The organism is Streptomyces showdoensis (assembly GCF_039535475.1).
Lineage (GTDB): Bacteria > Actinomycetota > Actinomycetes > Streptomycetales > Streptomycetaceae > Streptomyces > Streptomyces showdoensis.
In genome coordinates this window covers 2,820,011-2,842,967 of sequence record NZ_BAAAXG010000026.1, presented here as the reverse complement: position 1 = coordinate 2,842,967, position 22,957 = coordinate 2,820,011, and the positions used below count along the sequence as shown (strand labels likewise).

At 73.6% G+C, this 22,957-nt stretch carries 22 protein-coding genes; 6 read left to right on the top strand and 16 right to left on the bottom strand.

The features are described 5' to 3' along the window. Positions 1-22: 22 nt before the first annotated feature. Positions 23-856, top strand: a complete 834-nt coding sequence (locus ABD981_RS25925) for a Sua5/YciO/YrdC/YwlC family protein (protein ID WP_240495171.1) — start codon at positions 23-25, stop codon at positions 854-856. 168 nt (positions 857-1,024) lie between these two features. On the opposite strand, the gene ABD981_RS25920 is transcribed toward ABD981_RS25925, so the two are convergent. Next, on the bottom strand, positions 1,025-1,708 hold the full coding sequence (locus tag ABD981_RS25920) for a TetR/AcrR family transcriptional regulator (RefSeq protein WP_046907205.1): 684 nt from the start codon (positions 1,706-1,708) through the stop codon (positions 1,025-1,027). A gap of 141 nt (positions 1,709-1,849) precedes the next feature. On the opposite strand from ABD981_RS25920, the gene ABD981_RS25915 reads away from it, so the two are divergent. Together ABD981_RS25915 and ABD981_RS25910 are read left to right on the top strand one after the other, a co-directional pair. After that, entirely contained in the window at positions 1,850-2,491 is a 642-nt protein-coding gene (locus tag ABD981_RS25915) for an NADPH-dependent FMN reductase (protein WP_123954375.1), read from the top strand. A gap of 11 nt (positions 2,492-2,502) precedes the next feature. Beyond that, on the top strand, positions 2,503-3,933 hold the full coding sequence (locus ABD981_RS25910; protein ID WP_123954374.1) for a DHA2 family efflux MFS transporter permease subunit: 1,431 nt from the start codon (positions 2,503-2,505) through the stop codon (positions 3,931-3,933). A 122-nt stretch (positions 3,934-4,055) separates the two neighbouring features. Here ABD981_RS25910 and ABD981_RS25905 read toward each other — a convergent pair whose 3' ends face one another. From ABD981_RS25905 to ABD981_RS25880, 6 genes are all read right to left on the bottom strand, one after another. Continuing rightward, positions 4,056-4,772 (bottom strand): response regulator, encoded by a 717-nt coding sequence (locus ABD981_RS25905; RefSeq protein ID WP_046907204.1) that lies wholly within the window; start codon positions 4,770-4,772, stop codon positions 4,056-4,058. Positions 4,773-4,848: 76 nt separating this feature from the next. Next, positions 4,849-5,523 carry a potassium-transporting ATPase subunit C gene (locus ABD981_RS25900; RefSeq protein ID WP_046907203.1) on the bottom strand — a complete coding sequence of 225 codons (675 nt, stop codon included), beginning with the start codon at positions 5,521-5,523 and terminating at the stop codon, positions 4,849-4,851. Between the two features lie 5 nt (positions 5,524-5,528). Further along, positions 5,529-7,652, bottom strand: coding sequence for a potassium-transporting ATPase subunit KdpB (gene kdpB, locus ABD981_RS25895; RefSeq protein WP_046907202.1), 2,124 nt, complete (start codon positions 7,650-7,652; stop codon positions 5,529-5,531). Further along, positions 7,649-9,313: a potassium-transporting ATPase subunit KdpA gene (kdpA, locus tag ABD981_RS25890; protein ID WP_046907201.1), complete on the bottom strand. Its 1,665-nt coding sequence runs from the start codon at positions 9,311-9,313 to the stop codon at positions 7,649-7,651. Before kdpA ends, kdpB begins: the two co-directional genes overlap by 4 nt. A gap of 8 nt (positions 9,314-9,321) precedes the next feature. After that, positions 9,322-9,411: a K(+)-transporting ATPase subunit F gene (gene kdpF / locus ABD981_RS25885; protein ID WP_046907200.1), complete on the bottom strand. Its 90-nt coding sequence runs from the start codon at positions 9,409-9,411 to the stop codon at positions 9,322-9,324. Continuing rightward, the gene (locus tag ABD981_RS25880) at positions 9,408-9,554 is read right to left on the bottom strand and encodes a hypothetical protein (RefSeq protein ID WP_165590922.1); all 147 of its coding nucleotides are present in this window, start codon (positions 9,552-9,554) and stop codon (positions 9,408-9,410) included. The genes kdpF and ABD981_RS25880 overlap by 4 nt, the downstream gene beginning before the upstream one ends. A gap of 358 nt (positions 9,555-9,912) precedes the next feature. On the opposite strand from ABD981_RS25880, the gene ABD981_RS25875 reads away from it, so the two are divergent. Beyond that, positions 9,913-10,467 (top strand): hypothetical protein, encoded by a 555-nt coding sequence (locus ABD981_RS25875; protein ID WP_338058632.1) that lies wholly within the window; start codon positions 9,913-9,915, stop codon positions 10,465-10,467. A 64-nt stretch (positions 10,468-10,531) separates the two neighbouring features. On the opposite strand, the gene ABD981_RS25870 is transcribed toward ABD981_RS25875, so the two are convergent. The 4 genes from ABD981_RS25870 to crcB (ABD981_RS25855) form a co-directional block, all read right to left on the bottom strand. Beyond that, entirely contained in the window at positions 10,532-12,370 is a 1,839-nt protein-coding gene (locus tag ABD981_RS25870) for an APC family permease (RefSeq protein WP_046907198.1), read from the bottom strand. Positions 12,371-12,531: 161 nt separating this feature from the next. Then, positions 12,532-12,885, bottom strand: a complete 354-nt coding sequence (gene crcB / locus ABD981_RS25865; protein WP_046907197.1) for a fluoride efflux transporter CrcB — start codon at positions 12,883-12,885, stop codon at positions 12,532-12,534. Next, a complete protein-coding gene (locus tag ABD981_RS25860; RefSeq protein WP_046907196.1) occupies positions 12,882-13,265 on the bottom strand; it encodes a DUF190 domain-containing protein in 384 nt (127 codons plus the stop codon). The genes crcB (ABD981_RS25865) and ABD981_RS25860 overlap by 4 nt, the downstream gene beginning before the upstream one ends. Beyond that, positions 13,262-13,684: a fluoride efflux transporter CrcB gene (gene crcB, locus ABD981_RS25855; RefSeq protein WP_046907195.1), complete on the bottom strand. Its 423-nt coding sequence runs from the start codon at positions 13,682-13,684 to the stop codon at positions 13,262-13,264. Before crcB (ABD981_RS25855) ends, ABD981_RS25860 begins: the two co-directional genes overlap by 4 nt. A gap of 372 nt (positions 13,685-14,056) precedes the next feature. Between crcB (ABD981_RS25855) and ABD981_RS25850 the strand changes: the two genes are divergently transcribed. Next, positions 14,057-15,283, top strand: coding sequence for an IS701 family transposase (locus tag ABD981_RS25850; RefSeq protein WP_046907194.1), 1,227 nt, complete (start codon positions 14,057-14,059; stop codon positions 15,281-15,283). A 211-nt stretch (positions 15,284-15,494) separates the two neighbouring features. Here ABD981_RS25850 and ABD981_RS25845 read toward each other — a convergent pair whose 3' ends face one another. The 5 genes from ABD981_RS25845 to ABD981_RS25825 all read right to left on the bottom strand — a co-directional run bounded on the left by ABD981_RS25845 (position 15,495) and on the right by ABD981_RS25825 (position 21,999). Next, a complete protein-coding gene (locus tag ABD981_RS25845; protein ID WP_046907193.1) occupies positions 15,495-17,528 on the bottom strand; it encodes a helix-turn-helix domain-containing protein in 2,034 nt (677 codons plus the stop codon). A gap of 208 nt (positions 17,529-17,736) precedes the next feature. Next, positions 17,737-18,639, bottom strand: coding sequence for an AfsR/SARP family transcriptional regulator (locus tag ABD981_RS25840; RefSeq protein WP_046907192.1), 903 nt, complete (start codon positions 18,637-18,639; stop codon positions 17,737-17,739). Between the two features lie 304 nt (positions 18,640-18,943). Continuing rightward, a complete protein-coding gene (locus tag ABD981_RS25835) occupies positions 18,944-19,591 on the bottom strand; it encodes a ScbR family autoregulator-binding transcription factor (protein WP_046907191.1) in 648 nt (215 codons plus the stop codon). Between the two features lie 292 nt (positions 19,592-19,883). Continuing rightward, entirely contained in the window at positions 19,884-20,357 is a 474-nt protein-coding gene (locus ABD981_RS25830) for an anthrone oxygenase family protein (RefSeq protein ID WP_046907190.1), read from the bottom strand. Positions 20,358-20,430: 73 nt separating this feature from the next. Beyond that, on the bottom strand, positions 20,431-21,999 hold the full coding sequence (locus ABD981_RS25825; RefSeq protein ID WP_046907189.1) for a vWA domain-containing protein: 1,569 nt from the start codon (positions 21,997-21,999) through the stop codon (positions 20,431-20,433). Positions 22,000-22,237: 238 nt separating this feature from the next. Between ABD981_RS25825 and ABD981_RS25820 the strand changes: the two genes are divergently transcribed. Further along, positions 22,238-22,948 carry a helix-turn-helix transcriptional regulator gene (locus ABD981_RS25820; protein ID WP_046907188.1) on the top strand — a complete coding sequence of 237 codons (711 nt, stop codon included), beginning with the start codon at positions 22,238-22,240 and terminating at the stop codon, positions 22,946-22,948. The last annotated feature ends 9 nt before the right edge of the window (positions 22,949-22,957 follow it).

The window sequence follows — 22,957 nt, the reverse complement described above, 5'->3', positions numbered from 1 at the left end:
GAACGGCAGTGGAGGCGCGACCGTGGGTGACGAGCGGACGGTGCTGGTCAGGAACCTGGTTCTGGGCGACGCGGAGGACGCGCGGCGGGCGGCCGAGGAGGTGGCCGCGGGGTGCGCGGTGGTGCACGGCTTCGCGAACTTCTACGCGCTGACGGCCCGGGCCGACCGGGCCGTCGTGGAGCGGGTCAACCGGCTGAAGGGGCGTCCGGCCGGGCAGACCGGCTGCGTCACGACCGTGCCGGCCGCCGTCCCGGCCCTCTTCGACTGGACGCGGCTGCCCGCGGAGCTGCCCCGGCGGCAGGTCCGGTCGCTGATGGAGGAGCTGTACGGGCTCGGCCCGTTCGGCTTCCGGGGCCCGGCCGCGGAACGGCTCCCCGAGCATCTGACGGCGGTCCGGGACGGGGTGCCGACCGTGCAGGTCATCGCGCCGGGCCGGGTCTGCCCGTCGAACGCGTTCTTCGCCGCCGCGCTGGAGCGCACGGGCGCGGAGTTCCTGTTCATCACCTCGGCCAACCGCTCGCGGCAGCTGCCGCACTGGCGCGCCGAGGGGGTGGCCGCGGACTTCGGGCGGGAGCCGGAGACGCGGGTGCTCGCGCACGCGGACGACGTCGCCGCCCGGCACGGGTACCCGCACCATGAGCCGGTGTCGACGAGCGTGGTCTCGTTCCACCGCGCGGCGGGACGCGGGCGGTCGGGGCTGCCGGCGCTGACCCTGGAGCGCCAGGGTTCCCTGTCGGCCGACCACATCCGTTCGATCGCCGCCAACCACGGTTTCGCCCTGGCCCTCGCCCCGGGGGCGGCGCCCCGGCCGCAGCCCCGGGTCTACCTGCCGACGCCGGGCGCGCCGCGGGCGTAGGCGGTCCCGCCGCGGCGGGCTCGCCGAGGCGGGCTCGCCGAGGCGGGCTCGCCGAGGCGGGCTCGCCGAGGCGGGCTCGCCGAGGTCCGGCGGTCGGACCAGGCCCGGCCAGGCACAGTCAGGCCGGGTCAGGCGCGGTCAGGCCGGGTCAGGCACAGCCAGGCCGGGTCAGGCGCGGTAGGCGCGCAGGAAGGCGGCCACTCCGCCCTGGAGCAGGCGGTCGGACTCCTCCTTCGGGAGGGGCACGACGCCGTAGTGGGAACGCTGGACGATCGTGGCCGAGCTGAGGGCCACGAAGTGGACCGCGGCGAGGGGCGCGTCGCCGTGCACGTCGAGCAGGCCGGCGTCGGCGAGCCCGGCGAGGGCTTCGGCGAGGGCGTCGGTGACCGGGGCCGGACCGGCCTGCTGCCAGGCGGCCATGACGTCGGCGGGCACGTGGCCGGCCTCGGCGTGGATGTGCCGGACGAGCGCGAAGTGGTCCGGGTACTCGGCGATCAGGTCGGTGAACGCGTAGGCCAGGGCGACCAGGTCGCGCTCCAGCAGGTCGGGGTGGGGCGGCCGCTCGGGGTCCAGGAGGGCGTGCAGCCGGGCCAGCTGGGCGTCGCGGACGGTGTTGGCGGTCCAGGTGATGACCGTGCGGAAGAGCTCGGCCTTGCCGCCGGGGAAGTGGTTGTAGACCGTGCGCGTGGAGACGCCGGCCGCGGCGGCGAGCGCGTCGACGGAGGCGCGCGCGTAGCCCTCGCGGCCGAAGACGCCGCAGGCCGCACGGACCACGGCGAGCTGCTTCTCCAGCTTGCGGGGCGGGATCTCGCGCCGGGCCCGCTCGATCCACGCCTCGTTGGTGACGCCCATGCACTCCTCCTCGTCGACACCGCAGCGTATCCGCCGCGACGAAGTACAACGAGCGTTGCACTTTCTACAACGCTCGTTGTACTTTAGCGGAGCGCGCCGGACGCACCCCGCGTCCGCACCGCTCCGGGAGGGGACACCGCCATGCCTGACACCACCACCGAGACCGCCGCCGAAGCCGTCACCGACACCGCCGCCGTCGCCCCGCTGCGCGTCGCCGTGCTCGTCGGCAGCGTCCGCGAGGGGCGCCAGGGCGGCGCCGTCGCCGACTGGTTCCTGGGTGTCGCCCGGCGCCACGGCGGCCTGGAGCTCGACGTCGTCGACCTCGCCGAGGTCGACCTGCCGCTCGCCATGCCGGGCTGGGGCGGACAGCCGGACGCGCGGGCCGCCGCGGCGCTCGCCCAGGTCTCGCCGCGCCTCGCCGCCGCGGACGCCTTCGTCGTCGTCACGCCCGAGTACAACCACAGCTTCCCGGCCGCCCTGAAGAACCTCATCGACTGGCACCACGAGCAGTGGCACGCCAAGCCCGTCGGCTTCGTCTCGTACGGCGGCCTCGGCGGCGGCCTGCGCGCCGTCGAGCAGCTCCGGACGGTCTTCGCCGAGCTGCACGCGACCAGCGTCCGCGACTCCGTCAGCCTGCACGGCCCCTGGTCCGGGCTCGGCCCGGACGGCGCGCCGCGCGACACCGCCGTCGCCGAGGGCGCGGCGAAGGGGATGCTCGGCCAGCTCGTCTGGTGGGGGCGGGCGCTGCGCACCGCCCGGACCGCCCTGCCCTACCAGGCCTGAGCGGGGCCACGATGAACACCGCGCCCACCCGCACCGAGAAGGCGGCCACCGGCGACGGCTCCGGTGCCGCGCCCGGCACGCCGCTGGGCCTGGTCCTCACCGTCGTCGTCATCGGCTCCGTGATGTCCGTCCTCGACGTGACCATCGTCAACGTCGCCCTGCGCAAGCTCTCCGAGACCTTCGACGCCCCGCTGGCCACCATCCAGTGGACCGCGACCGCCTACTCGCTCGCCCTGGCCGCCGTCATCCCGACCGCCGCCTGGGCCATGGGCCGGATCGGCGCCAAGCGCACCTACCTCACCGCCCTCGCCCTCTTCACCCTCGGCTCGCTGCTCGCCGCGTTCGCCTGGGACGCGGGCAGCCTGATCGCCTTCCGCGCGGTCCAGGGGCTCGGCGGCGGGCTGCTCATGCCGGTGGGCATGGCCATGGTGATGCGGGCCGCCGACCCGGAGCGCTTCGGGCGGGCCATGGCCCTGCTCGGACTGCCCATCCTGGTGGGCCCGGTGGCCGGCCCCGCGCTCGGCGGATGGCTCCTCGACGCCGCCTCCTGGCACTGGATCTTCCTGGTGAACCTGCCCGTCGGCGCCGCCGCGCTGTTCCTCGCCGCCCGGCTGCTCCGCCCCGACGCCCCGCGCGCGGGCGCCCCCGCGCCCCGTCTCGACGTACCGGGCCTGCTCACCCTCTCCCCCGGCCTCGCGCTGCTCCTGTACGGGCTCGCCCGCGGCGGCGAGACCGGCGACTTCACCGCCCCGGGAGCGCTGGCCCCCACCCTGGCCAGCCTGCTCCTCGTGGCCGCCTTCGTCCGGCGGGCCCTGACGGTCCGCGAGCCGCTGCTCGACCTGCGCCTGCTGCGCGACCGGACCTTCGCGGTCGGCATCGCCACCCTGGCCCTGTTCACCTGCGGCTACTTCGGCTCGATGCTCCTCGCGCCCATGTACTGGCAGGGCGTCCGCGACTTCAGCCCGACCACCGCCGGCCTGCTCGTCGCCCCGGTCGGACTCACCGTCGGCGTGACCATGCAGATCGCCGCCCGGCGCATCGACACGGCCTCGCCCCGGCGGCTGATCCCCGTCGGCGTCGCCCTCGCGGCGCTCGGCATGGCGCTGACGGCCCTGCAGACCGGCACGGCGGGCGTGGCGCCCTGGCGGGTGGTCGCGGCGGCGATGCTCATGGGCGTGGGCGCCGGCATGGTCCTGATGCCGACGATGACCACCGCCACCCGCTCCCTCCCGAAGGACCGGATGGCCGCGGCCAGCACCGCGCTCGGCATCAACGCGCAGCTCGGCGCCTCGGTCGGCACCGCCCTGTGCTCGGTCGTCCTCGGCACGGCGGGCGCCGACCCGGCCGGCTTCCGTACGGCCTTCGCGGTGGCGGCGGCCCTGCTGGCGGCGGCGGTGCTGCCGGCGCTGCTGCTTCCGGGCCGCTCGTCCCGTACGGCCTGAAGGGACCGGGCGGCCGCTCCGGGAGCCGGTGCGCCGTCGAGCAGGTGGCCCCCTCCGAGAGCATCGCCCACGTCTTGCCGGCACCGGGTGCCGCGCCCAGGTGGATCCGGAGCCTGACCCGCCTAGCCACGAGCGCCCCCGGCCGGGTCCGGCCCGCCCGAGGGCTCGAACCGGTATCCCATCCCGGCCTCGGTGATCAGATACCGCGGGCGCGAGGGGTCCGGCTCCAGCTTCCGCCGCAGCTGGGCCATGTACACCCGCAGGTAGTTGGTGTTGCCCCGGTAGCCGGCGCCCCAGACCTCCTCCAGGAGGTGCCGCTGGGCGATGAGCCGGCCGGGGCTGCGGACCAGGATGTCGAGCAGGTGCCACTCGGTCGGGGTGAGCCGGACGTCGCGGCCCCCGCGCCGTACCCTCCGGGCCACCAGGTCGACGGTGAAGTCCTCGGTCGCCACGCCGGTGACCTCGGTCTCGGGGACGGCCTCCCTGCGCCGGGCGGCGGCGCGCAGCCGGGCGAGCAGCTCGTCCATGCTGAACGGCTTGGTCATGTAGTCGTCGGCGCCGGCGTCGAGGGCGTGCACCTTCTCCTCGGAGGCGCTGCGGGCGGACAGCACGAGGATCGGCACCCGGCTCCAGCCGCGCAGCCCCGCGATGACGTCGATGCCGTCCATGTCGGGCAGCCCGAGATCGAGGACGACGACGTCCGGCCTGCGTTCGGCGGCGAGCCGCAGGGCGGTGGCCCCGTCGGGCGCGGCGTCGACCTCGTACGTACGTGCCCGGAGGTTGATGACCAGCGCCCGCGCGAGCTGCGCGTCGTCCTCCACGACCAGTACCCGGGTCATCGTGCGGCCTTCCTGTTCACGGCCCCGCGGGCCCGGGAAGCTCCCGGGCCCGCGGGGCCTCGCTGCGCGGAGCGTGTCAGCCCTTGGCCGCCACGAGTTCCTTCAGGGCGATGTTGAGTTCGAGGACGTTGACCCGGGGCTCGCCGACGAAGCCGAGGATCCGGCCGTCGGTGTGGTCGGCGACCAGCTGGTCGACCGCCGCGACGTCGAGCTCGTTGCGCTCGGCGACCCGGTGGACCTGGAGCTTCGCGTACGCCGGGGAGATGTGCGGGTCGAGGCCCGAGCCGGAGGAGGTGACGGCGTCGGCGGGGACGTCGGACGGCTTCACCGTGTGGTCGGCGGTGGAGTTGTCCTTGACCACGGCGGCCTTGGCGTCCTTCACCCACGTGATGAGGTCGGCGTTGTCACCCGAACGGTTGGTCGCGCCGGAGAGGATCAGCTTGTACCGGGTGTTCACCGAGTTGCTGCCGAGGCCGTTCGACGGGCGCGGCTGGAACCACCTGAGGTCCGGGCTCGCGGTCTCCTCGCCGTCCTTCAGGGGGAGGGTGTAGGTCTGGCCGATGAGCGCGGAGCCGACGACCCGGCCGTTCGCGTCCTTGATCTCGGATCCGTTCGCCTTGCCGTGGAAGGCGAGTTGGGCGATGCCCGTGACGGCGAGCGGGTAGAGCACGCCGCAAACGACCGTGAGGACGAGGAGGGCGCGCAGGCCCGCCCAGAGCAACCGCCCGGCGTTTCCCACTGAGTTGTTCATGTCCGTCAGCCGATTCCGGGGATGAGGGAGAGGAGCAGGTCGATGATCTTGATGCCGATGAACGGGGCGACCAGGCCGCCCAGTCCGTACAGGCCGAGGTTGCGGCGGAGCATCGTGTCGGCGCTGGTCGGCCGGTAACGGACGCCCTTCAGGGCGAGCGGCACGAGCGCGATGATGATCAGCGCGTTGAAGATGACGGCCGACAGGATCGCGGACTCGGGCGAGGCGAGCTGCATGATGTTCAGCTTGTCCAGGCCCGGGTAGGCGACCGCGAACATCGCGGGGATGATCGCGAAGTACTTCGCCACGTCGTTGGCGATGGAGAAGGTGGTCAGCGCGCCGCGGGTGATGAGGAGCTGCTTGCCGATCTCGACGATCTCGATGAGCTTGGTCGGGTCGGAGTCGAGGTCGACCATGTTGCCGGCCTCCTTGGCGGCCGACGTGCCCGTGTTCATCGCCACGCCGACGTCGGCCTGGGCCAGGGCGGGGGCGTCGTTGGTGCCGTCGCCGGTCATCGCGACCAGCTTGCCGCCCGCCTGCTCGCGCTTGATCAGCGCCATCTTGTCCTCGGGGGTGGCCTCGGCGAGGAAGTCGTCGACACCCGCCTCCTCGGCGATGGCCTTGGCGGTCAGCGGGTTGTCACCCGTGATCATGATCGTCTTGATGCCCATGCGGCGCAGCTCGTCGAACCGCTCGCGCATGCCCTCCTTGACGACGTCCTTCAAGTGGATGACGCCCAGGACACGCGCGCCCTCACCGTCCTGAACAGCCACCAGGAGCGGCGTGCCACCAGCCTGGGAAATGGTGTCGGTGAGTGCCTGCGCATCCTCGGCGACATGCCCGCCGTTCTCCTTCACCCAGGCCACGACCGAACCGGTCGCGCCCTTGCGGACCTTGCGCTCCTCGCCGTTCTCGGTGAGGTCGACGCCGGACATGCGGGTCTGGGCGGTGAACGCGATCCACTCGGCGTGGGCCAGCTCGCCCTGGTGGCGCTCGCGCAGCCCGTACCTCTCCTTGGCGAGGACGACGATCGAGCGGCCCTCGGGCGTCTCGTCGGCCAGGCTGGAGAGCTGGGCGGCATTGGCGACCTCGGCCCCGGTGGTGCCCTTGACCGGGACGAACTCGGCGGCCTGGCGGTTGCCGAGGGTGATGGTGCCGGTCTTGTCGAGCAGCAGCGTGGACACGTCGCCGGCGGCCTCGACGGCGCGGCCGGACATCGCGAGGACGTTGCGCTGGACGAGCCGGTCCATGCCGGCGATGCCGATCGCGGAGAGCAGGGCGCCGATCGTGGTCGGGATCAGGCAGACCAGCAGCGCCGCGAGGACGATCATCGAGGTCTGCCCGTCGGCCCCGGCGTAGATCGCGAAGGGCTTGAGGGTGACGACGGCCAGCAGGAAGACGATGGTGAGGGACGCCAGCAGGATGTTGAGGGCGATCTCGTTGGGCGTCTTCTGGCGGGCGGCGCCCTCGACCAGGTTGATCATCCGGTCGATGAAGGTCTCGCCGGGCTTCGTCGTGATCTTGATGACGATCCGGTCGGACAGCACCTTCGTGCCGCCGGTGACGGCCGAGCGGTCGCCGCCGGACTCCCGGATGACGGGCGCGGATTCGCCGGTGATCGCGGACTCGTCGACGCTCGCGACGCCCTCGACGACGTCACCGTCGCCGGGGATGGTGTCGCCGGCCTCGCAGACCACCAGGTCGCCGACGCGCAGCTCGGTGCCGGGGACCCGCTCCTCGTCGCCGCCGGTGATCCGGCGGGCGACCGTGTCGGTCTTGGCCTTGCGCAGGGTGTCGGCCTGGGCCTTGCCGCGGCCCTCGGCGACGGCCTCCGCCAGGTTGGCGAAGATCGTGGTGAGCCACAGCCAGGCGGTGATCGCCCAGCCGAACCAGTCGCCCGGGTTCTTGATCGCGAGCGCGGTGGTGACCACCGAGCCGACCAGGACCACGAACATGACCGGCGACTTGACCATCACCCGCGGGTCGAGCTTCCGGACGGCGTCCGGCAGCGACCTGAGCAGCTGCTTCGGATCGAAGAGCCCGCCGCCGACCCGTCCTGCGTCGGACGCCTCGCGCGGAGTCCGGGCGCCCTCGTCGTGCGGAGCGCGGGTGGGTGTGAGGGTGCTCATGCTGCCAGCCCTTCGGCGAGCGGTCCCAGCGCGAGGGCCGGGAAGTAGGTCAGACCGGTGATGATCAGGATCGTGCCGACGAGCAGGCCGGTGAACAGCGGCTTCTCGGTGCGCAGGGTGCCCGCGGTCTCGGGGACGGGCGTCTGCTCGGCGAGGGAACCCGCCAGCGCGAGGACGAACACCATCGGGAGGAACCGGCCGAGCAGCATCGCGATGCCGATCGTCGTGTTGAACCACTGGGTGTCGGCGTTCAGGCCGGCGAAGGCGGAGCCGTTGTTGTTGGCGCCGGAGGTGTAGGCGTACAGGATCTCGGAGAAGCCGTGCGCGCCGGAGTTGGTCATCGAGTGCACGGGCGTCGGCAGGGCCATCGCCACGGCGGTGAAGCACAGCACGAGGGCCGGGGTGATCAGGATGTAGCAGGCCGCGTACTTGATCTCGCGGGTGCCGATCTTCTTGCCCAGGTACTCGGGGGTGCGGCCGACCATCAGGCCGGCGATGAACACCGCGATGATCGCCATGATCAGCATGCCGTAGAGGCCGGAGCCGACGCCGCCGGGCGCGATCTCTCCGAGCTGCATGCCCAGCATGGTGATGCCGCCGCCGAGGCCGGTGTACGAGGAGTGGAAGGAGTTCACGGCACCGGTCGAGGTCAGCGTGGTCGCCACGGCGAAGATCGACGAGCCGCCGATGCCGAAGCGGGTCTCCTTGCCCTCCATGGCGCCGCCCGCGAGGTCGAAGGCGGGACCGTTGTGCGCGAACTCGGTCCACATCATCAGCGCGGTGAAGCCGACCCAGATGGTGGCCATCGTCGCCAGGATCGCGTACCCCTGCCTGACCGAGCCGACCATGCGGCCGAAGGTGCGGGTGAGCGCGAACGGGATGACCAGGATCAGATAGATCTCGAAGAGGTTGGAGAGCCCGTTGGGGTTCTCGAAGGGGTGGGCCGAGTTGGCGTTGAAGTAGCCGCCGCCGTTGGTGCCCAGCTCCTTGATGACCTCCTGCGAGGCGACCGCGCCGCCGTTCCACTGCTGGGTGCCGCCCGTGAACTGTCCGACCTCGTGGATGCCGGCGAAGTTCTGGATCGCGCCGCACGCGACGAGGACCAGGGCGCCGACCACCGAGATCGGCAGCAGGATCCGGACGGTGCCGCGGACCAGGTCGGCCCAGAAGTTGCCCAGCTCACCGGTGCGGGACCGGGAGAAGCCGCGCACCAGGGCCACCGCCACGGCGATCCCCACCGCCGCCGAGACGAAGTTCTGCACCGCGAGGCCGCCGGTCTGCACGACGTGGCCCATGGCCTGCTCGCCGTAGTACGACTGCCAGTTGGTGTTGGCGACGAAGGACGCGGCCGTGTTGAACGCCTGGTCCGGGTCGATCGAGACGAAGCCGAGGGAGCCGGGCAGGGAGCCCTGGACGCGCTGCAGCAGGTAGAGGAAGAGGACGCTCACCGCGGAGAAGGCGAGCACGCCGCGCAGGTACGCGGGCCAGCGCATCTCGGTGTCGGGGTTGGCTCCGATGGCCTTGTAGATCCACTTCTCGGGCTTCAGGTGCTTGTCCGAGGAGTAGACCTTCGCCATGTACTCGCCCAGCGGCCTGTACGACAGGCCGAGGGCGACGATCAGGGCGAGGAACTGCAGGACGCCGGCGAGGACGGGAGACATGTCGGTGCTCAGAACCTCTCCGGCTTGACGAGGGCGAGGACCAGGTACCCCAGGAGGGCGACGGCGACGATGAGGCCGACGACGTTCTCGGCGTTCACAGCTTCGCCACCCCCTTGGCGATGAAGGCCACCAGCGCGAAGACCGCGATCGTGGTGACCACGAAGGCCACGTCGGCCATCGTGAGCTCCTGACAGAGAGAGCGGATTTTTCTGACGTCCAGAGCAAACCGCTTTTCGGACACGCCACCGCCGCCGTTGACGGGCCCCTAACGCAGCGGGACGCCCTCTTGACGCATCCTCTACGCCGGATCCGGTCAGCAGACGGCCGGAAGCCGATCCGTACTGGTCAGCGCCGCTCGGGAGGGCACGGCGGGACCGCCGGCCGGTGCTGCTCCCGGGACGACCGGCCCGGCCGGCTGCTCGCCCGGACGGCTCCTCGCCCAGCCGGCTCCTCGCCCGGCCGGCCGGCCTCCGGCTCGCGCGCGTACACGCACCGCGCGACGGGCCCCGTCAGACCGGCGTCAAGGTTGCCGTGGGCCGCGTCAACGGTGTGTCAGGGCGGCCCGGCGGCCCCGGCGGCCGGGCCTAGCGTCCGTCGGCATGAAGCCCATGAAGGTCCACCCCAGCCCTTTCGCGGCCGCCGCCCCCGACGAACCCCCCGACACCGCCCAGGACACGAGCTGGCCCGGCGAGGCACGGGCCGCCGCCGGCTGCGCCGGACTCCTCCTGGCGGCCTGCCTCGGCATCGACGCCCTCGACGGCGGCCTGGAGACCTGGGGCGCCGCGCTGTGGCCCGCCCTCGCCGCCCTGCTCTTCGTCGTCCTGCTGCCCGGCCGGGTGTCCGCGGCGCCGGGCCGGCTGACCGTACGCGGCCTGTGGTCCCGGCACACCGTGCGCACCGACGAGCTGGTGTCGGTCCGCTGGTCGAACGGGGTCGCCCAGCGTCTCGTCCTGCGCGACAGGCACGGCGCCCGCGCGGAGCTCGACCCGGGCGTCCTGGTGGCCAACCCGCCCCTCTGGCACCTCCTCGACACCGCCGCCCGCGCCTCCCTGCGCGCGGGCACGCTGCTGTGCGGGGGAACGGCCCTGGACCAGCTGCGGCGCCGGATCGACCGGGAGACGGCGGAGACGGTGTTCAGGGTGTCGGGGCTCTGAGCACCCGCGAAGGGCGCCGCACCCGACGCGGGGTGCGGCGCCCTTCGCGCATGCGGGGACGGGCTCAGATCTTCAGCCGCAGCCGGCACACGGTGGCGTCCGTGTCCCGCCGCACCGCGTGGGCGACGACGGCGCCCCGCTGGTTCTGCAGCAGCCGCTGCCACAGCCGCTCCGGTTCGGCCTCCGGCACGAGGACGGTGACGCGGATGTCCGGTCGGGCGACGGCGAGTTCGCGTACGTACGCGGTGATCGGGCGCCCCAGGGAGCGGCGCTCGGAGCGGAGCCGGACCAGGGGGACGCCCGGGTTCCAGAGGGCCCAGTCCCGCTCCAGCGCCTCCGTCTGCTCCCGGTCCTCCGGGTCGGGGTGGCAGACGGTGACCGCGCGGACCTCGTCGCCGAGGGAGACGGCGGCGGTCAGGGCCTCGCTGGTGAGCCGGGTCAGGGAGGAGACCGGGACCAGGACGAGGGAGTGCGCGCGGTGCGGCGGCTCGGGGATCCGGCCGACCCCGAGCCGCTCGCCGATCCGCCCGTACGTCCGGTGGACGAGCTCGAAGGCGCCGACGAGTAGGGGCAGGGCCATCACGATCAGCCAGGCGCCGTCGTGGAACCTGATGACCGTCACGACCACCGCGCAGACGCCGGTCAGCAGCGCGCCCAGACCGTTCAGGAGGGCCTTGCCGGCCCGGCGCGGGCCGCGCTCCCGGCGCCAGTGCAGGACCATGCCGGTCTGCGCGATCGTGAACCCGACGAAGACGCCGATCGCGAAGAGCGGCACGAGCGTGTTGGTGTCGCCGCCGGAGAAGACCAGCAGCCCGGCCGAGACCACGGCGAGCCACACCACGCCGTGCCGGTGCACCTGGCGGTCGGCCTTCAGCCCGAAGACGTGCGGCACGTAGTCGTCGCGGGCGAGCAGCTTCAGCAGCACCGGCAGCCCGCCGAAGGAGGTGTTGGCCGACAGGGCGAGCAGCGCCATGGTGGCGAACTGCACCACGTAGAAGACCCAGTTGTGGCCGAAGGAGGCGTCGGCGAGCTGGGCGAGGACGGTGACGCCCTCGACCGGCTGGAGGCCGAAGCGGGAGATCAGCACCGACAGGCCGATCAGCATCACGCCGAGGAGCGCGCCGAGGGCGACCTCCGCGCGCTGGGCGCGGCGGACGGCGGGGGCGCGGAAGGACGGCACCGCGTTGGCGATGGCCTCGACGCCGGTGAGGGCGGAGCAGCCGGAGGCGAAGGCCTTCAGCAGGAGCAGCGCGCCGACCGTGGTGGCGTCGTCCGCGAGGACGGAGGCGTGTCCGGCGGAGGTGGCGGTGGAGACGGGCGCGTCGCGGAGGAGGCCGACGACGACCATGGCGAGGATCGCGCCGACGAACACGGCGGTGGGCACGATGAAGGCGCGGGCCGAGTCCACGATGCCCCGCAGGTTCACCGCGGTGACCAGGGCGAGGACGGCGAGGCAGATCCAGAGCCGGTCCCCGTGGAGCCCGGGGAAGGCCGAGGTGAGGGCGGCGACCCCGGCGGTGACGGCGACGGCGACGTTGAGGACGTAGTCGAGGACGAGCGAGGCGGCGGCGACCAGGCTGGTGCGGCGGCCGAGGTGCGCCTTGGCGACGGCGTAGGAGCCGCCGCCGTCCGGGAAGGCCGCGATGACCTGCCGGTACGAGGCCACGAGCACGGCCAGCAGTCCGGCGATGGCCAGCGTCACCGGCAGGGTGAAGCCGAGGCCGTGGGCACCCGCCGCGGCGAGGACCAGGACGATGGCCTCCGGCCCGTACGCCACCGACGCCATCGCGTCGAGCGAGAGGGCGGCCAGCCCGGTGACGGCGGTGAGCCGGTGCCGGGCCCCGGTATCGGGAGGCTCCTCGGCACCCCGTACCGCTGAGCTCTCGGTGGTCTGGACGCCCATGCGCGCGTTCCCTTTCACGGTCGGATCCCCACAGGAGTGCCCAGCCTGGGGTGTGTTCCGGCCACGGACGCGCGTTCCTCCCGCGCTCTTGACGCCCGCGCGCGCCCTCTTGACGGGATCCTGACGTGCGGGCCGCCGCGCGCGGGCGGGAAGCCGCCCGGTCAGCGCGGGGCGACGAGCGCCACGCCGAGCCAGACGGCGCCGAGCCCGGCCGCGATGCTCCCGAGGACGTTGGCCACGGCGTAGGCCCGGGCGCCCGACTCGTACAGCTTCAGCGTCTCGTACGAGAAGGTCGAGTACGTGGTGAGCGCCCCGCACAGGCCCGTGCCGAGGAGGAGTCCCGCGCGGGTGGAGGCGACGCCGGTGAGGAGGCCGAGGACGAGGGAGCCGACGACGTTGACGGCGAAGGTCCCCCAGGGGAACACCGAGTCGTGGCGGGCCTGGACGGCGCGGTCGGTCAGGTAGCGCAGGGGCGCGCCGACGGCGGCGCCCAGCACGACGAGCAGCCAGTTCACTCGGGCGGCTCCTGCGCCGGCGGCCGCGAGGGCTCGGGCGGCTCCCCGCCGCCCCCGAAGTGGACGACCTCGCACGCGTCGAGGAGGACGAGCCCGTCCGGAACCAGCCCCTCCAGCCGCGGCAGGAAAGCCCGTACCCGCTCCTCGGTGTCCACGATCAGGACCGCCACCGGAAGGTCGTCGCCGAGCGAGAGCAGCCGGGTGGTGTGGACGCGGGAGGAGGCGCCGAAGCCCTCGATCCCGCGGAAGACGGAGGCGCCGGCGAGACCGGCCGCGTGGGCGCGGTGGACGATCTCGGTGGAGAGCGGCCGGTGGTGCCAGGTGTCGCGTTCGCCGACGAGGACGGTCAGGCGCAGGGCGCGGCCCGTGAGCCGGGTCATCGCGGCCTCCTCTCCGGTGCGGCGCGGGTGGCGGCCCGGGCCGCGGTGACGCCCGCCCACACCGCGCCGAGGGCGGTGAGCGCGGTCGCGGCCAGGTAGAGCAGCCCCCGCGCGGCGTCCCCGTCGGCGAGCAGCCGCTGGGTGTCGAGCGCGTAGGTGGAGAAGGTGGTGAAGCCGCCGCAGACGCCGGTGCCGAGGAAGGGGCGCAGGAGCGGGTGCGGCGGGGTGAGGGTCTCGGTGGCGAGCACCATGATCACGCCGAGCAGCGCGCAGCCGGCCGCGTTGACGGTGAGGATCGTCCAGGGGAAGGCGCCGGCCGGGGTGGGCCAGGCGAGCGTCGCCGCGTACCGGGCGCAGGCCCCGAGCGCGCCGCCCGCGGCGACCACGCCGACGACCGGAAGCTGCGCGCGGAATCCCATGGGACCAGCGTAGGCGCTGGGAGCGTACGGGCCCGGGCGCGGGTCCGCGGGGGCGGTCGACGCCGCGTACGCAGGGGCGCCGCCGGGCACCTTCGGGTGCGGGTGAAGCGAGGCGCACAGGCGCGGACCCCGGCCTGGGGCATTAACCGGAGCCCGGCCCGTGCAGCCTCGCCATGATGGTCCGGGCCGGGCCGCGCACGGGTCAAAGCTCGTCCGGCGAGTCTGTCAGATCCCCCCGCGGGGTATGGCGGTGGTCCGGCCACCATCAGGCGGCCCAGACGGGTGCCGGGTACACCTCGTCCTGGAGGGCACCGAACCGCGACGGTGGAGGGGCAGCTGGAGGGAGCTGCGCAACCGTCGGTCAGGAGTGTCGTGAGTACATCCGTCGCAACCAGGTTCAGGACCGTCGCCGCGCCCCGGGACGCGGCGGACGAGGACGTCTACGGCGAGCTGTGCGCCGCGCTCTTCTCCGCCTTCCCGCGCCGCGACCAGCGGATCAAGGCCGAGCAGTACCTGCGCGGGCTGCTGACCGCGCAGGGCCGCAAGTCGATCCGCAACATCGCCGCCCAGATCGGCGGGCCGGCCGCGGAGCAGAGCCTGCACCACTTCATCTCCAGCTCGACGTGGGACTGGCGCCCGATGCGGGCCGAGCTGGCCCGGTTCCTGCAGCAGAACAGCGGGCCCCAGGCGTGGGTGGTGCGGCCGATGCCGATACCGAAGGCCGGCGACCACTCGGTCGGCGTCGACCGCCGCTTCGATCCCGAGCGCGGCCAGGTCTTCCGGGGCCAGCAGGCCTTCGGGGTGTGGATGGCCTCGGAGGAGCTGAGCGTCCCGGTCAACTGGCGTCTCTTCCTGCCGGACCCCTGGGTGAAGGACCGCACGCGGCGCGACCGTGCGGAGGTCCCCGAGGGCGCGGCGGAGGAGACGCTGGAGGAGTGCGCGGTCAACGCGGCGCTCGACACCGCCCGCTGGCCGGAGGTGACCCGCAAGCCGCTGCTGCTGGACATCCGCGGCGGCGCGGGGCGGGCGGCGCTGCACCGGCTCGCCGTGGCCGGCGTGCCGGTGGTGGCCCGGATCGGCACGGGCTGCCGGCTGACCGTCGCGGACCGCTCGCTGCCCGGTTTCGGCGCGGGCCCGCTGACGGCCCAGCAGATCCTGGAGTCCCTCAAGGGACTGCGCCGCCCGGTGAGCTGGGTGGACTCGGCGGCCGGAGTGCGCACCTCGCGGACCTCGCTCGCCACGGCGGTACGGGTCACCCTGCCCGTACCGGCCGGGGAGCGGCAGCGCCCGCTGCTGCTGCTCGGCGAGTGGGACGACCCGCGGCGTGCCCCGGCCCGGCTGTGGATCACCGACCTGACCGGCTCGGCGGTCGGCCCGCTGCTGCGGCTGACGAAGCTGTCGCGCCGGGTGGAGCGGGACTTCCGCGCGGTCGGCGAGGGCGCGGGCCTGCGGGACTTCGTGGGCCGCTCGTTCCGCGGCTGGCACCGTCACATCACGCTCGCCTCCGCGGCCCACGCGGCGACCGTCCTCGCCCCCGGCTGGAACACGGCGGCGGCACCGACGGCGTTCGGGCAGGTCCAGGGGCGCTCGGCGGGCTGACGACGAGGGGCGGGGCCCGGGCGACCGCCCGGGCCCCGCGCCCGCGCGCGTCGGCCAGGCCTCCCGTCCGGCGGCCCGGCACCCCGGGCGTGGGCCGCCGGACGGGAACGGGACGGGTACGGGACCCGGGGGGCTCGGGGCCCGGGATCCGGCACCCGGTCCGGGGCTCAGTCGCGTACGGCGGTGCGGGTGGTCCCGGGCCCGGTCGCCCTCATGTCCCCGGCCGCTCGCAGGACTGGGACGCGGTCGTGCCGGTGGTGCGGGCGTCGCGGAGGTCGGCGCGCTGGCGGGCCAGGACGTCGCGGGTGCGCTGGAGCCGCAGCGCCAGCTGCACCTCCAGGACGTGGCCGGGCTTCTGCCACTCCGCGCCCAGGAGTTCGCCGATCCGCTCCAGGCGGCGCGAGACCGTGTTCGGGTGGACGTGCAGCGCCTCGGCCGCGTTGGTGGGGCTGCCGCCGGAGGCGAAGTACGCCTCCAGGGTGCGGGTCAGATCGGTGAACCGCTCGGCGTCGTAGTCGAGCACGGGCCCGATCGCCGACTCGATGAACCCGTCCACGTCGTGGTCGTCCGAGAGCAGCAGTCCGAGGAAGCCGAGGTCCTGCACGGACGCCGCCGCGCCCGAACCGCCCAGCGCGCCCATCGCGTCCAGGCAGCGCATGGCCTCCAGATACAGCCGGCTCACGCTGTCCGGGCTCCAGCCCGGGCCGGCCGCGCCCACGGACACGGGGTGGCCGAGCAGCGGGGAGAGCTCGCCGGAGACGGCCTTCGCGGCGGCCGAGGCGTCCACGCCGGGCAGCAGCAGCACGATGGCGCCGCCGTGCACGGTCTTCAGACCGGACATGCGGTAGGCGTACGAGGAGGCCCAGACGACCGCCCGGCCCTGCTCGCCCCCTTCCGGGCGGGCCACCACGACGACGTGCGGCTTGCGCAGGTCGAGGCCGAGGCGGCGGGCCCGCTGGGCGATCTGCTGCGGGGAGTGCTGCGGCTCGGCGAGCAGGTCGTCGAGGAGTTCGTCGCGGACCGGGCCCTCGGCGACGGCGGTGGAGCGCTGCATCAGGAGCAGGAACGCGACCGACTGGGCGGCGAGTTCGAGCAGCCGCTCGTCCTCGCCGGTCAGCGGGGTGGCGGCGCGGACCACGAGCACGCCGAGGTCCTCGGAACCGGCCAGGACCGGGGCGACCCAGGTCTGGTCGCCGCCGTCGTCCTCGTGTCCGCGCTCCCCCGCGGAGCCCGCGCCCCTCGTGGTGAGGACCGGGCGGCGGCCCGCGTGGGCGTCGAGCGAGGCCTTGGCGACGGCGTCCTCGTCGAGGCCGGGCAGCTCCCCGGCCTGGGCGAGCGTGCGGCCCCCCGGGTCGCGGACGAGGACGGCGCCGTCGAGCGCGTCGCCCGCGGCGGTCGCGACGTTCCGCAGGTCGCCGCCGGCCAGGATCAGGTTCATGATGCGGCTGTGCGCCTCGCCGATGTAGCGCATGCGGGTGAGCCGGGTGCGGGCGCGGGAGCTGTCCCGTTCGAGCTCGGTGACCTCGGCCCTGGTCTGGTCGAGCAGCCCGGCCTTCTCGGTGGCGACGGCGGCGAGGTCGGCGAGCGCGGCGACGAGGGCGATCTCGTCGGCGGTGTACCGGCGGGTGCTGCGGTCGGCCCCGTAGAGCACGCCGAGGGTGGTCTCCCCGGTGCGCAGCGGCACGGCGAGGACGCCGCGCAGGCCCTCGGCCCGTACGAGCTCGTCTATGGCGGCGGAGTGGGCGAACCGCGCGTCGTCGAGGTAGTCCTCGGTCCAGGCGGGCTCGCCGAGGGCGTGCACCAGACCGCCGAGTCCGTCGCCTTCGAAGAGGGTGGGGCAGCCGGCCGGGTCGAGTGCGGTGAGGGCGCCTTCGGCGCTGTGCAGCAGGCGCCCGCCGTGCGGGCCGCGCAGGGTGACGCAGGCCAGGTCGAGGCCGAGGAGGCGCTTGGCCCGGCGGGTGATGACCCGCAGCAGGCCGTCCAGGTCGTACGGGAGGGTCAGGTCGCGCGTGGTGTCGAGGAGCGCGGCGAGCCCTTCCTCCCGCTGCTCGCGGCGGGCGAGGGAGCAGCTGACGCCGGTGGCGAGGTGAACGGCCCTTTCCAGAGCGGCGAGTTCGTGCTCGGGGCGGCCTGCCACGCGGGCTTGGTCGAGCAGCTCGGCGAACCGGCCCGGCGGGGCCTGTCGGGCCAGGAGCTCCAACACGGTGAGCGCGTCGGCGCCCCCGTCCGCGCTGTCGTTGGACATGCCTCAACTCCCTCCGCTGGCCGAAAATAATTCGGTCGTCGACGACGGTCAACGGTGAGATCGACCACTTTCATTCCCCTTTGGGCTTGACGGCACGTCAAAGGCCTTTCGGGGTCCTGCCGGATGCCCGGAAAACGTCTGCGGGTCGCCTGCCGGACGCCCGCAGTGCCCCTGCCGTACGGGGTGCCGGACCTCCGTCGGGCGTCCATCAGACCAGGCTGCCCGCCAGGCCCGCCACGGCCGGCACGGGACGGGGGCGGAGCCAGAGACCGCTCGACTGGGCCGGGACCCGGGGCAGTCCGGCGTCCCGGACGGTCAGCACCGACCGGTGCAGCCGGCGCAGCCGCGCCGAGGGCTCCCGGCCGCCGTCCCGCTGGAGGCCGACGCAGAGCCTGCGGTAGGCCTCCAGGGCGTCGTCGGCGCGCCCGGAGCGCAGCAGGGCCACCATGAACTGGCCGTGCAGCGACTCGTTGACGGGGTGCCGCGCGGCGAGCACGGCGAGCTCGGGCACCATCTCGACGTGCCGGCCGATCCCCAGCTGCGCCTCGACCCACTGGTCGAGCACGCTGAGCCGGGAGGCTTCGAGGCGCTCGGTCTCCGCGCGTAGCCTCGGCCCGGCGTCGACGCCGGCGTACGGCTCGCCGCGCCACAGGGCGAGGGCCTCGCCGAGGCGGAGCGCGGCGCGCGGGAGGTCGCCCGCCTCCATGGCCCGGTAGCCGGCGCCGGCCGCGCGCTCGAACTGACGGACGTCGTGCGAGCCGCCGCCGGTGTCGAGGCGGTAGCCGCCGGACTGGGCGGCGAGGACGGTCTCGGCGGTGCGCCCGTCGGTCCCTTCCGGGTACCCGCCGGCCCTGCCGCCGACGTCGGGCGCGCCCTCCGTGAGCGCGGCGGCGATCAGCGCCCGCAGTCCGAGGATGTGCGACTGGAGCTCGACCCGGGCGCCGCGCGGCGCGCCGGACGGCCACAGCTCCTCCATGAGCACGGTGACCGGAACGACCTGGTCGGCACTGGCGGCGAGCAGGGCGAGAAGTTGTCGTGGCGCGGCGGCGGTCGGGGTGATCGACACCCCGTTCTCGCGTACCGACAGCCCCCCCAGGATCCGGACGTCCACTTTGCCCCCTCAGCGTCTGTGCACGGGATGACCCTCGACGATTAGAAAAGAGACCGCGATGCATGTCAATAAGAAACCGGACGGTACGGAATCGCCGGACCCCCAGGGCGGCGTTTTCGTCCCTTTCATCCCGATTCACCCTCATCAACGAGGCGTCAACGCCCAGGGAAACGTACCTAAGAATCCAGATACTGGACCCACGGGTATCTTTTGGGGATCGTTTTCAGGCAGCCGCGCAGGTGTCATCCGGCCAGGGTGTCAAAGAAACCGCCGTGGCGGTTTGATTTCACGTGCCGAAGGCCCCCTAGGAGCCGTTCTCCGACACTCCGAGTGCACGGGCGCCCCGGCCGGGCTCCAGATCGAGCATGGTCAGCACGGAGGGGACGACGATGCTGGGCAGCAGGTGGTGGTAGAGCGCCGAGGCCCAGCGCTCCATCGAGGAGCGGTGCCCTTCGAGCGCGTGCGTCATCAGGTTGAGTCCCGCGTAGGAGCCGACGACCAGCGGGGCGATCTCCTCGGGATCGGCGTGGGGCAGCAGCTCGCCGCCTTCCTTCGCCGCGGTGAGCAGCCGCAGGTTGATCTCGGTCCACTCCCGGTAGGGGCCGCTCCGGTTGAGCTCGTGGCCCCCCTGGTCGAGGGTCAGCCGGACACTGCCGCTGAGCACCCGGTCGCAGGTCAGCCGGTGTGCGAACACCATGCCGACGTCGACGAACTCCTGCACCTTGGAGATCTGCGGCGGCGCCGTGGGCACCACCGACACCTGGGCGTCGATCACCGCGTGCGCGAGGTCTTCCTTGGAGTCGAAGTGGAAGTAGAGCGCGCCCTTGGTCACCTGGGCGAGCCGGAGGATGTCGGAGAGCTTGGCGGCCTCGTAGCCCCGCTCGTCGAAGACGGCGGCGGCCGCCTCCAGGATGGCCTGACGGGTACGGATCGCCCGATCCTGCTTCGCCATGGGAGTCACGTCCCTCTCATCGCCCGAACCGGCATCCCGGTGGCCCGAGAAAACAAACCTGGGGGTACCGATTTTCCGGCAGCTGGAAGATACCCGAAGCCTTGTTCGCAGTGAACCCGACCATCTCACGTACTGGACGGAAACGGCTCTCACCTGCGTGAATGCCCGGAGGGGCGGCATACAGAACGTCAGGTCTCCCCGACTTCCACACCATCGCTCCGCACGGACGACGCACCACCGTCACTCAGTGCGACGAAAAAACAGACCTTCCGGTCCGCGGTAAGCGGTTTCCTCAGCCGGTGACCACGGCGGAGGCGGTGAGCAGCCCGAAGGAGCCGAGGACGAGCAGGGTGCGGATCCGGTGGAACCCGTTCCAGCGCCTCTCGAAGGCCGCCCGGACCTCGCCCGCCGGCTCCCCGCCGGTCTCGGAGGCCGCCAGGGCGGTGTTGAGCGGGACGTTGCCGGCGACGGTGACCAGGTGATTGGCCACGGCGCACACCAGCCCGGCCAGCACCAGCCACTTCTGGGTGTCCGTCCGCCCGTCGACGGCGACGAACAGGGCGGCGGCGGGGAACACCAGGACCCCGAGGAAGACGAGCAGGAAGACCGGCCTCGGCACGTACTCGTTGATCCGCCGCATGGCCCGGACGAACTCCTCGTCGGAGAGCCGGGCGAGGGCGGGCATGACACCGGTCTGGAAGATCAGCATGAAACCGGCGTAGAGCCCGGTGGAGACGACGGCGAGGGCGAGCAACAGGGCGGCCATGGGCCCATGATGACGGACGGACGGGCGCGGGGGGAGGGACATCGCTCCGGGCACCCGCCCCCGCGCGCCGCGATCAACCCGCGTACGGATCCCCACCCCCGTACCCGTCTCCGTCCCCGGAGCCGTTCCCGTCCCCGGGGCCGGCCCCCAGCGTGTCCGCCCGCCGGATCGCGTCCGCGAGCTCCTGGACGGACGCCGAGCGGGCCCGCTCGGCGAGCGCCTGCGCGCGGGAGGCGAGTTGCCGGAGGCCGGGCGCGCCGGGCAGGGTGCCGCCTCGCAGCCGGTCGGCGAAGTAGGCGGCCATCGCCGTCAGTTGGAGGCTGTCGTGGCCGGGGCCCCACAGGGGCGCGGTGAGGGCGGCGGCGTCGACCGAGCCGGAACGCTCGTGCGGGGCACGGGTGACGGGGTCGAGCCAGCGGACGGTGGCGGTGGCGACCCGCCCGCTCTTCCCGGGGCGGAGCCTGACCGCGTACAGCGCGGTGACGGTGTGCCCGGCGCCGATCTCGCCGCCGTCGACCCGGTCGTCGCGGAAGTCCTCGTCGGCGACCTTGCGGTTCTCGTAGCCGACGAGCCGGAAGGTCTCCACGGTCTTCGGATCGAAGGCGACCTGCGCCTTGGCGTCCCGGGCGCGCAGTTCGATGTGCGCGGGGAGCTGGTCGACGAAGACCTTGCGGGCCTGTTCGGGGGTGGAGACGTACGTGGTGTGCCCGTCCCCCTTGTCGGCGAGCCGCTCCATGAACGCGTCCCCGTACTCGCTGCCCACCCCGACCCCGAAGAGGGTGATCCCGTACTCCCGCCGCTCCTCGTCGATCCGTTCCAGGATGCCGTCGGCGTCGGTGTCGCCGGTGTTGGCGAGGGCGTCGGAGAGGAGGACGACGCGGTTGGTGGCGCCCTTGCGGTGCCCCTCGACGGCGACGTCGTACCCGGTGCGGACGCCGGCCCCGACGTTGGTGGAGGAAGAGGTCTCCAGGCCGTCCACGGCCTCGCGCATCCGCTCCCGGTTCCCGCCGACCCGGGTCATGGGGAGCTCGGTCTCGGCCTCGGCGCTGAAGGTGACGAGCGCGATCGCGTCGTCGTCCCGCAGCCGGCCGACGAGCAGCCGGAGCGACTCCTTGACCAGGTCGAGCCGGCCGGGCTCGTCCATGGAGCCGGAGACGTCGACGACGAACGTGAGGGCGGCGGGCGGGCGTTCGCCGTCGCTGGGCCGGGTCGCGAGCCCGACGCGCAGCAGCGACCACGCGCCCGCGCTCGTCCGCGCGCCGTCGAGGGTGACGCTGAACCCGTTGTCCTTCGGGCGCGGATACCCCGGCTTGAAGCTGTTGACGAACTCCTCGGGCCGTACGTCCTCGGGCGCGGGCAGCCGTCCCTCGGCGAGGGTGCGGCGGGCGTAGCCGTAGGAGGCGGTGTCGACGTCGAGGGCGAAGGTGGAGAGCCGCGAGGGCGCGTCCCCGCGCCCTTCCGGCGCCGCGTCCGGCGCCGCGTCGGGCGCCGCGGCGTCGGGCACCGCCCGCTCACCCCCCGCCCGGCTCCCGCCCTGATGCCGGGCCCCGTCCCCCGAAGCCCCGCTGCACCCGGCGACGAGCAGCACACCGGCGAGCGCACCCCCCACGCCCCTGGCCCTCGCCCTCGTCCAGATCCCCATCCCCATCTCATCTCCCCCTCGAATGGGCACACTTGTGCATCCGACGTCCTGTGAATGTGACGCCCGAGCAGGTGGGAAGGAGCAGACGAAGGAGTTGCGGATGGATCTCAATGCGGCAACGGCGCCGGGGACACACCGCAGTGGCAGGGACTCGCCACCTTTGTCAACAGGGGTTGTCACCGTACGCAGTCGCATGCATACATGGAGTGGCACACCGAACGGGCGGGGGTGGTGAGCAGTGACAGAGACTGCGGGCTCCGTGATGCTCGCCCGCTCGGCGATGGGCCGGGCCGGACCCGAACTCCAGCGCCCTCCCGGGCGCCCCGTCCGCGGCACCCGCCGGGTCAGCGCGGCCCTCGCGGGCCTGGCCGCCTCGGCCCGGCACGAGCTGCTGACCTTCGACGACCCGGCCGCCTCCGCGTCCCGCGCGATCCCCGAGCCGTTCCTGGAGCTGGCGGGAGCGTGCATGCGGGCGGCGGCGGAGCGGGCCGGCGAGGTCCGCCGCATCGTCCCGCGCCACGCCCTCCCCCAGATCGCGGGCGCGATCGGGGTGCCCGGCCGGGCGAGGGTCACCGACGCCATCCCCTTCAAGATGATCGTCGTCGACCGCACGGTCGCGGCCGTCCCCCTGGACCTGGAGCTGCACTACAACGGCCTGCTCCTGATCCGCGACCCGGTCGTGGTGGCGGCCCTGGTCCGCGCCCACCACACCTCCTGGGACACGGGCCAGGAACTCACGGGCCTCACCCTCCCCACCCGCGACCTCCCCCCACAACTCCGCCCCGTCCTGGAGGCCCTCCTCTCCGGCCTCACCGACGAGACCGCCGCCACCCGCCTCGGCATGTCCCCCCGCACGTACAGCCGCCGCGTCGGCGAACTGATGGCCGCCCTGGGCACGACGAGCCGCTTCCGCGCGGGGGCGGAGGCGGCTCGTCGGGGGTGGGTGTGAGGGCGTGGC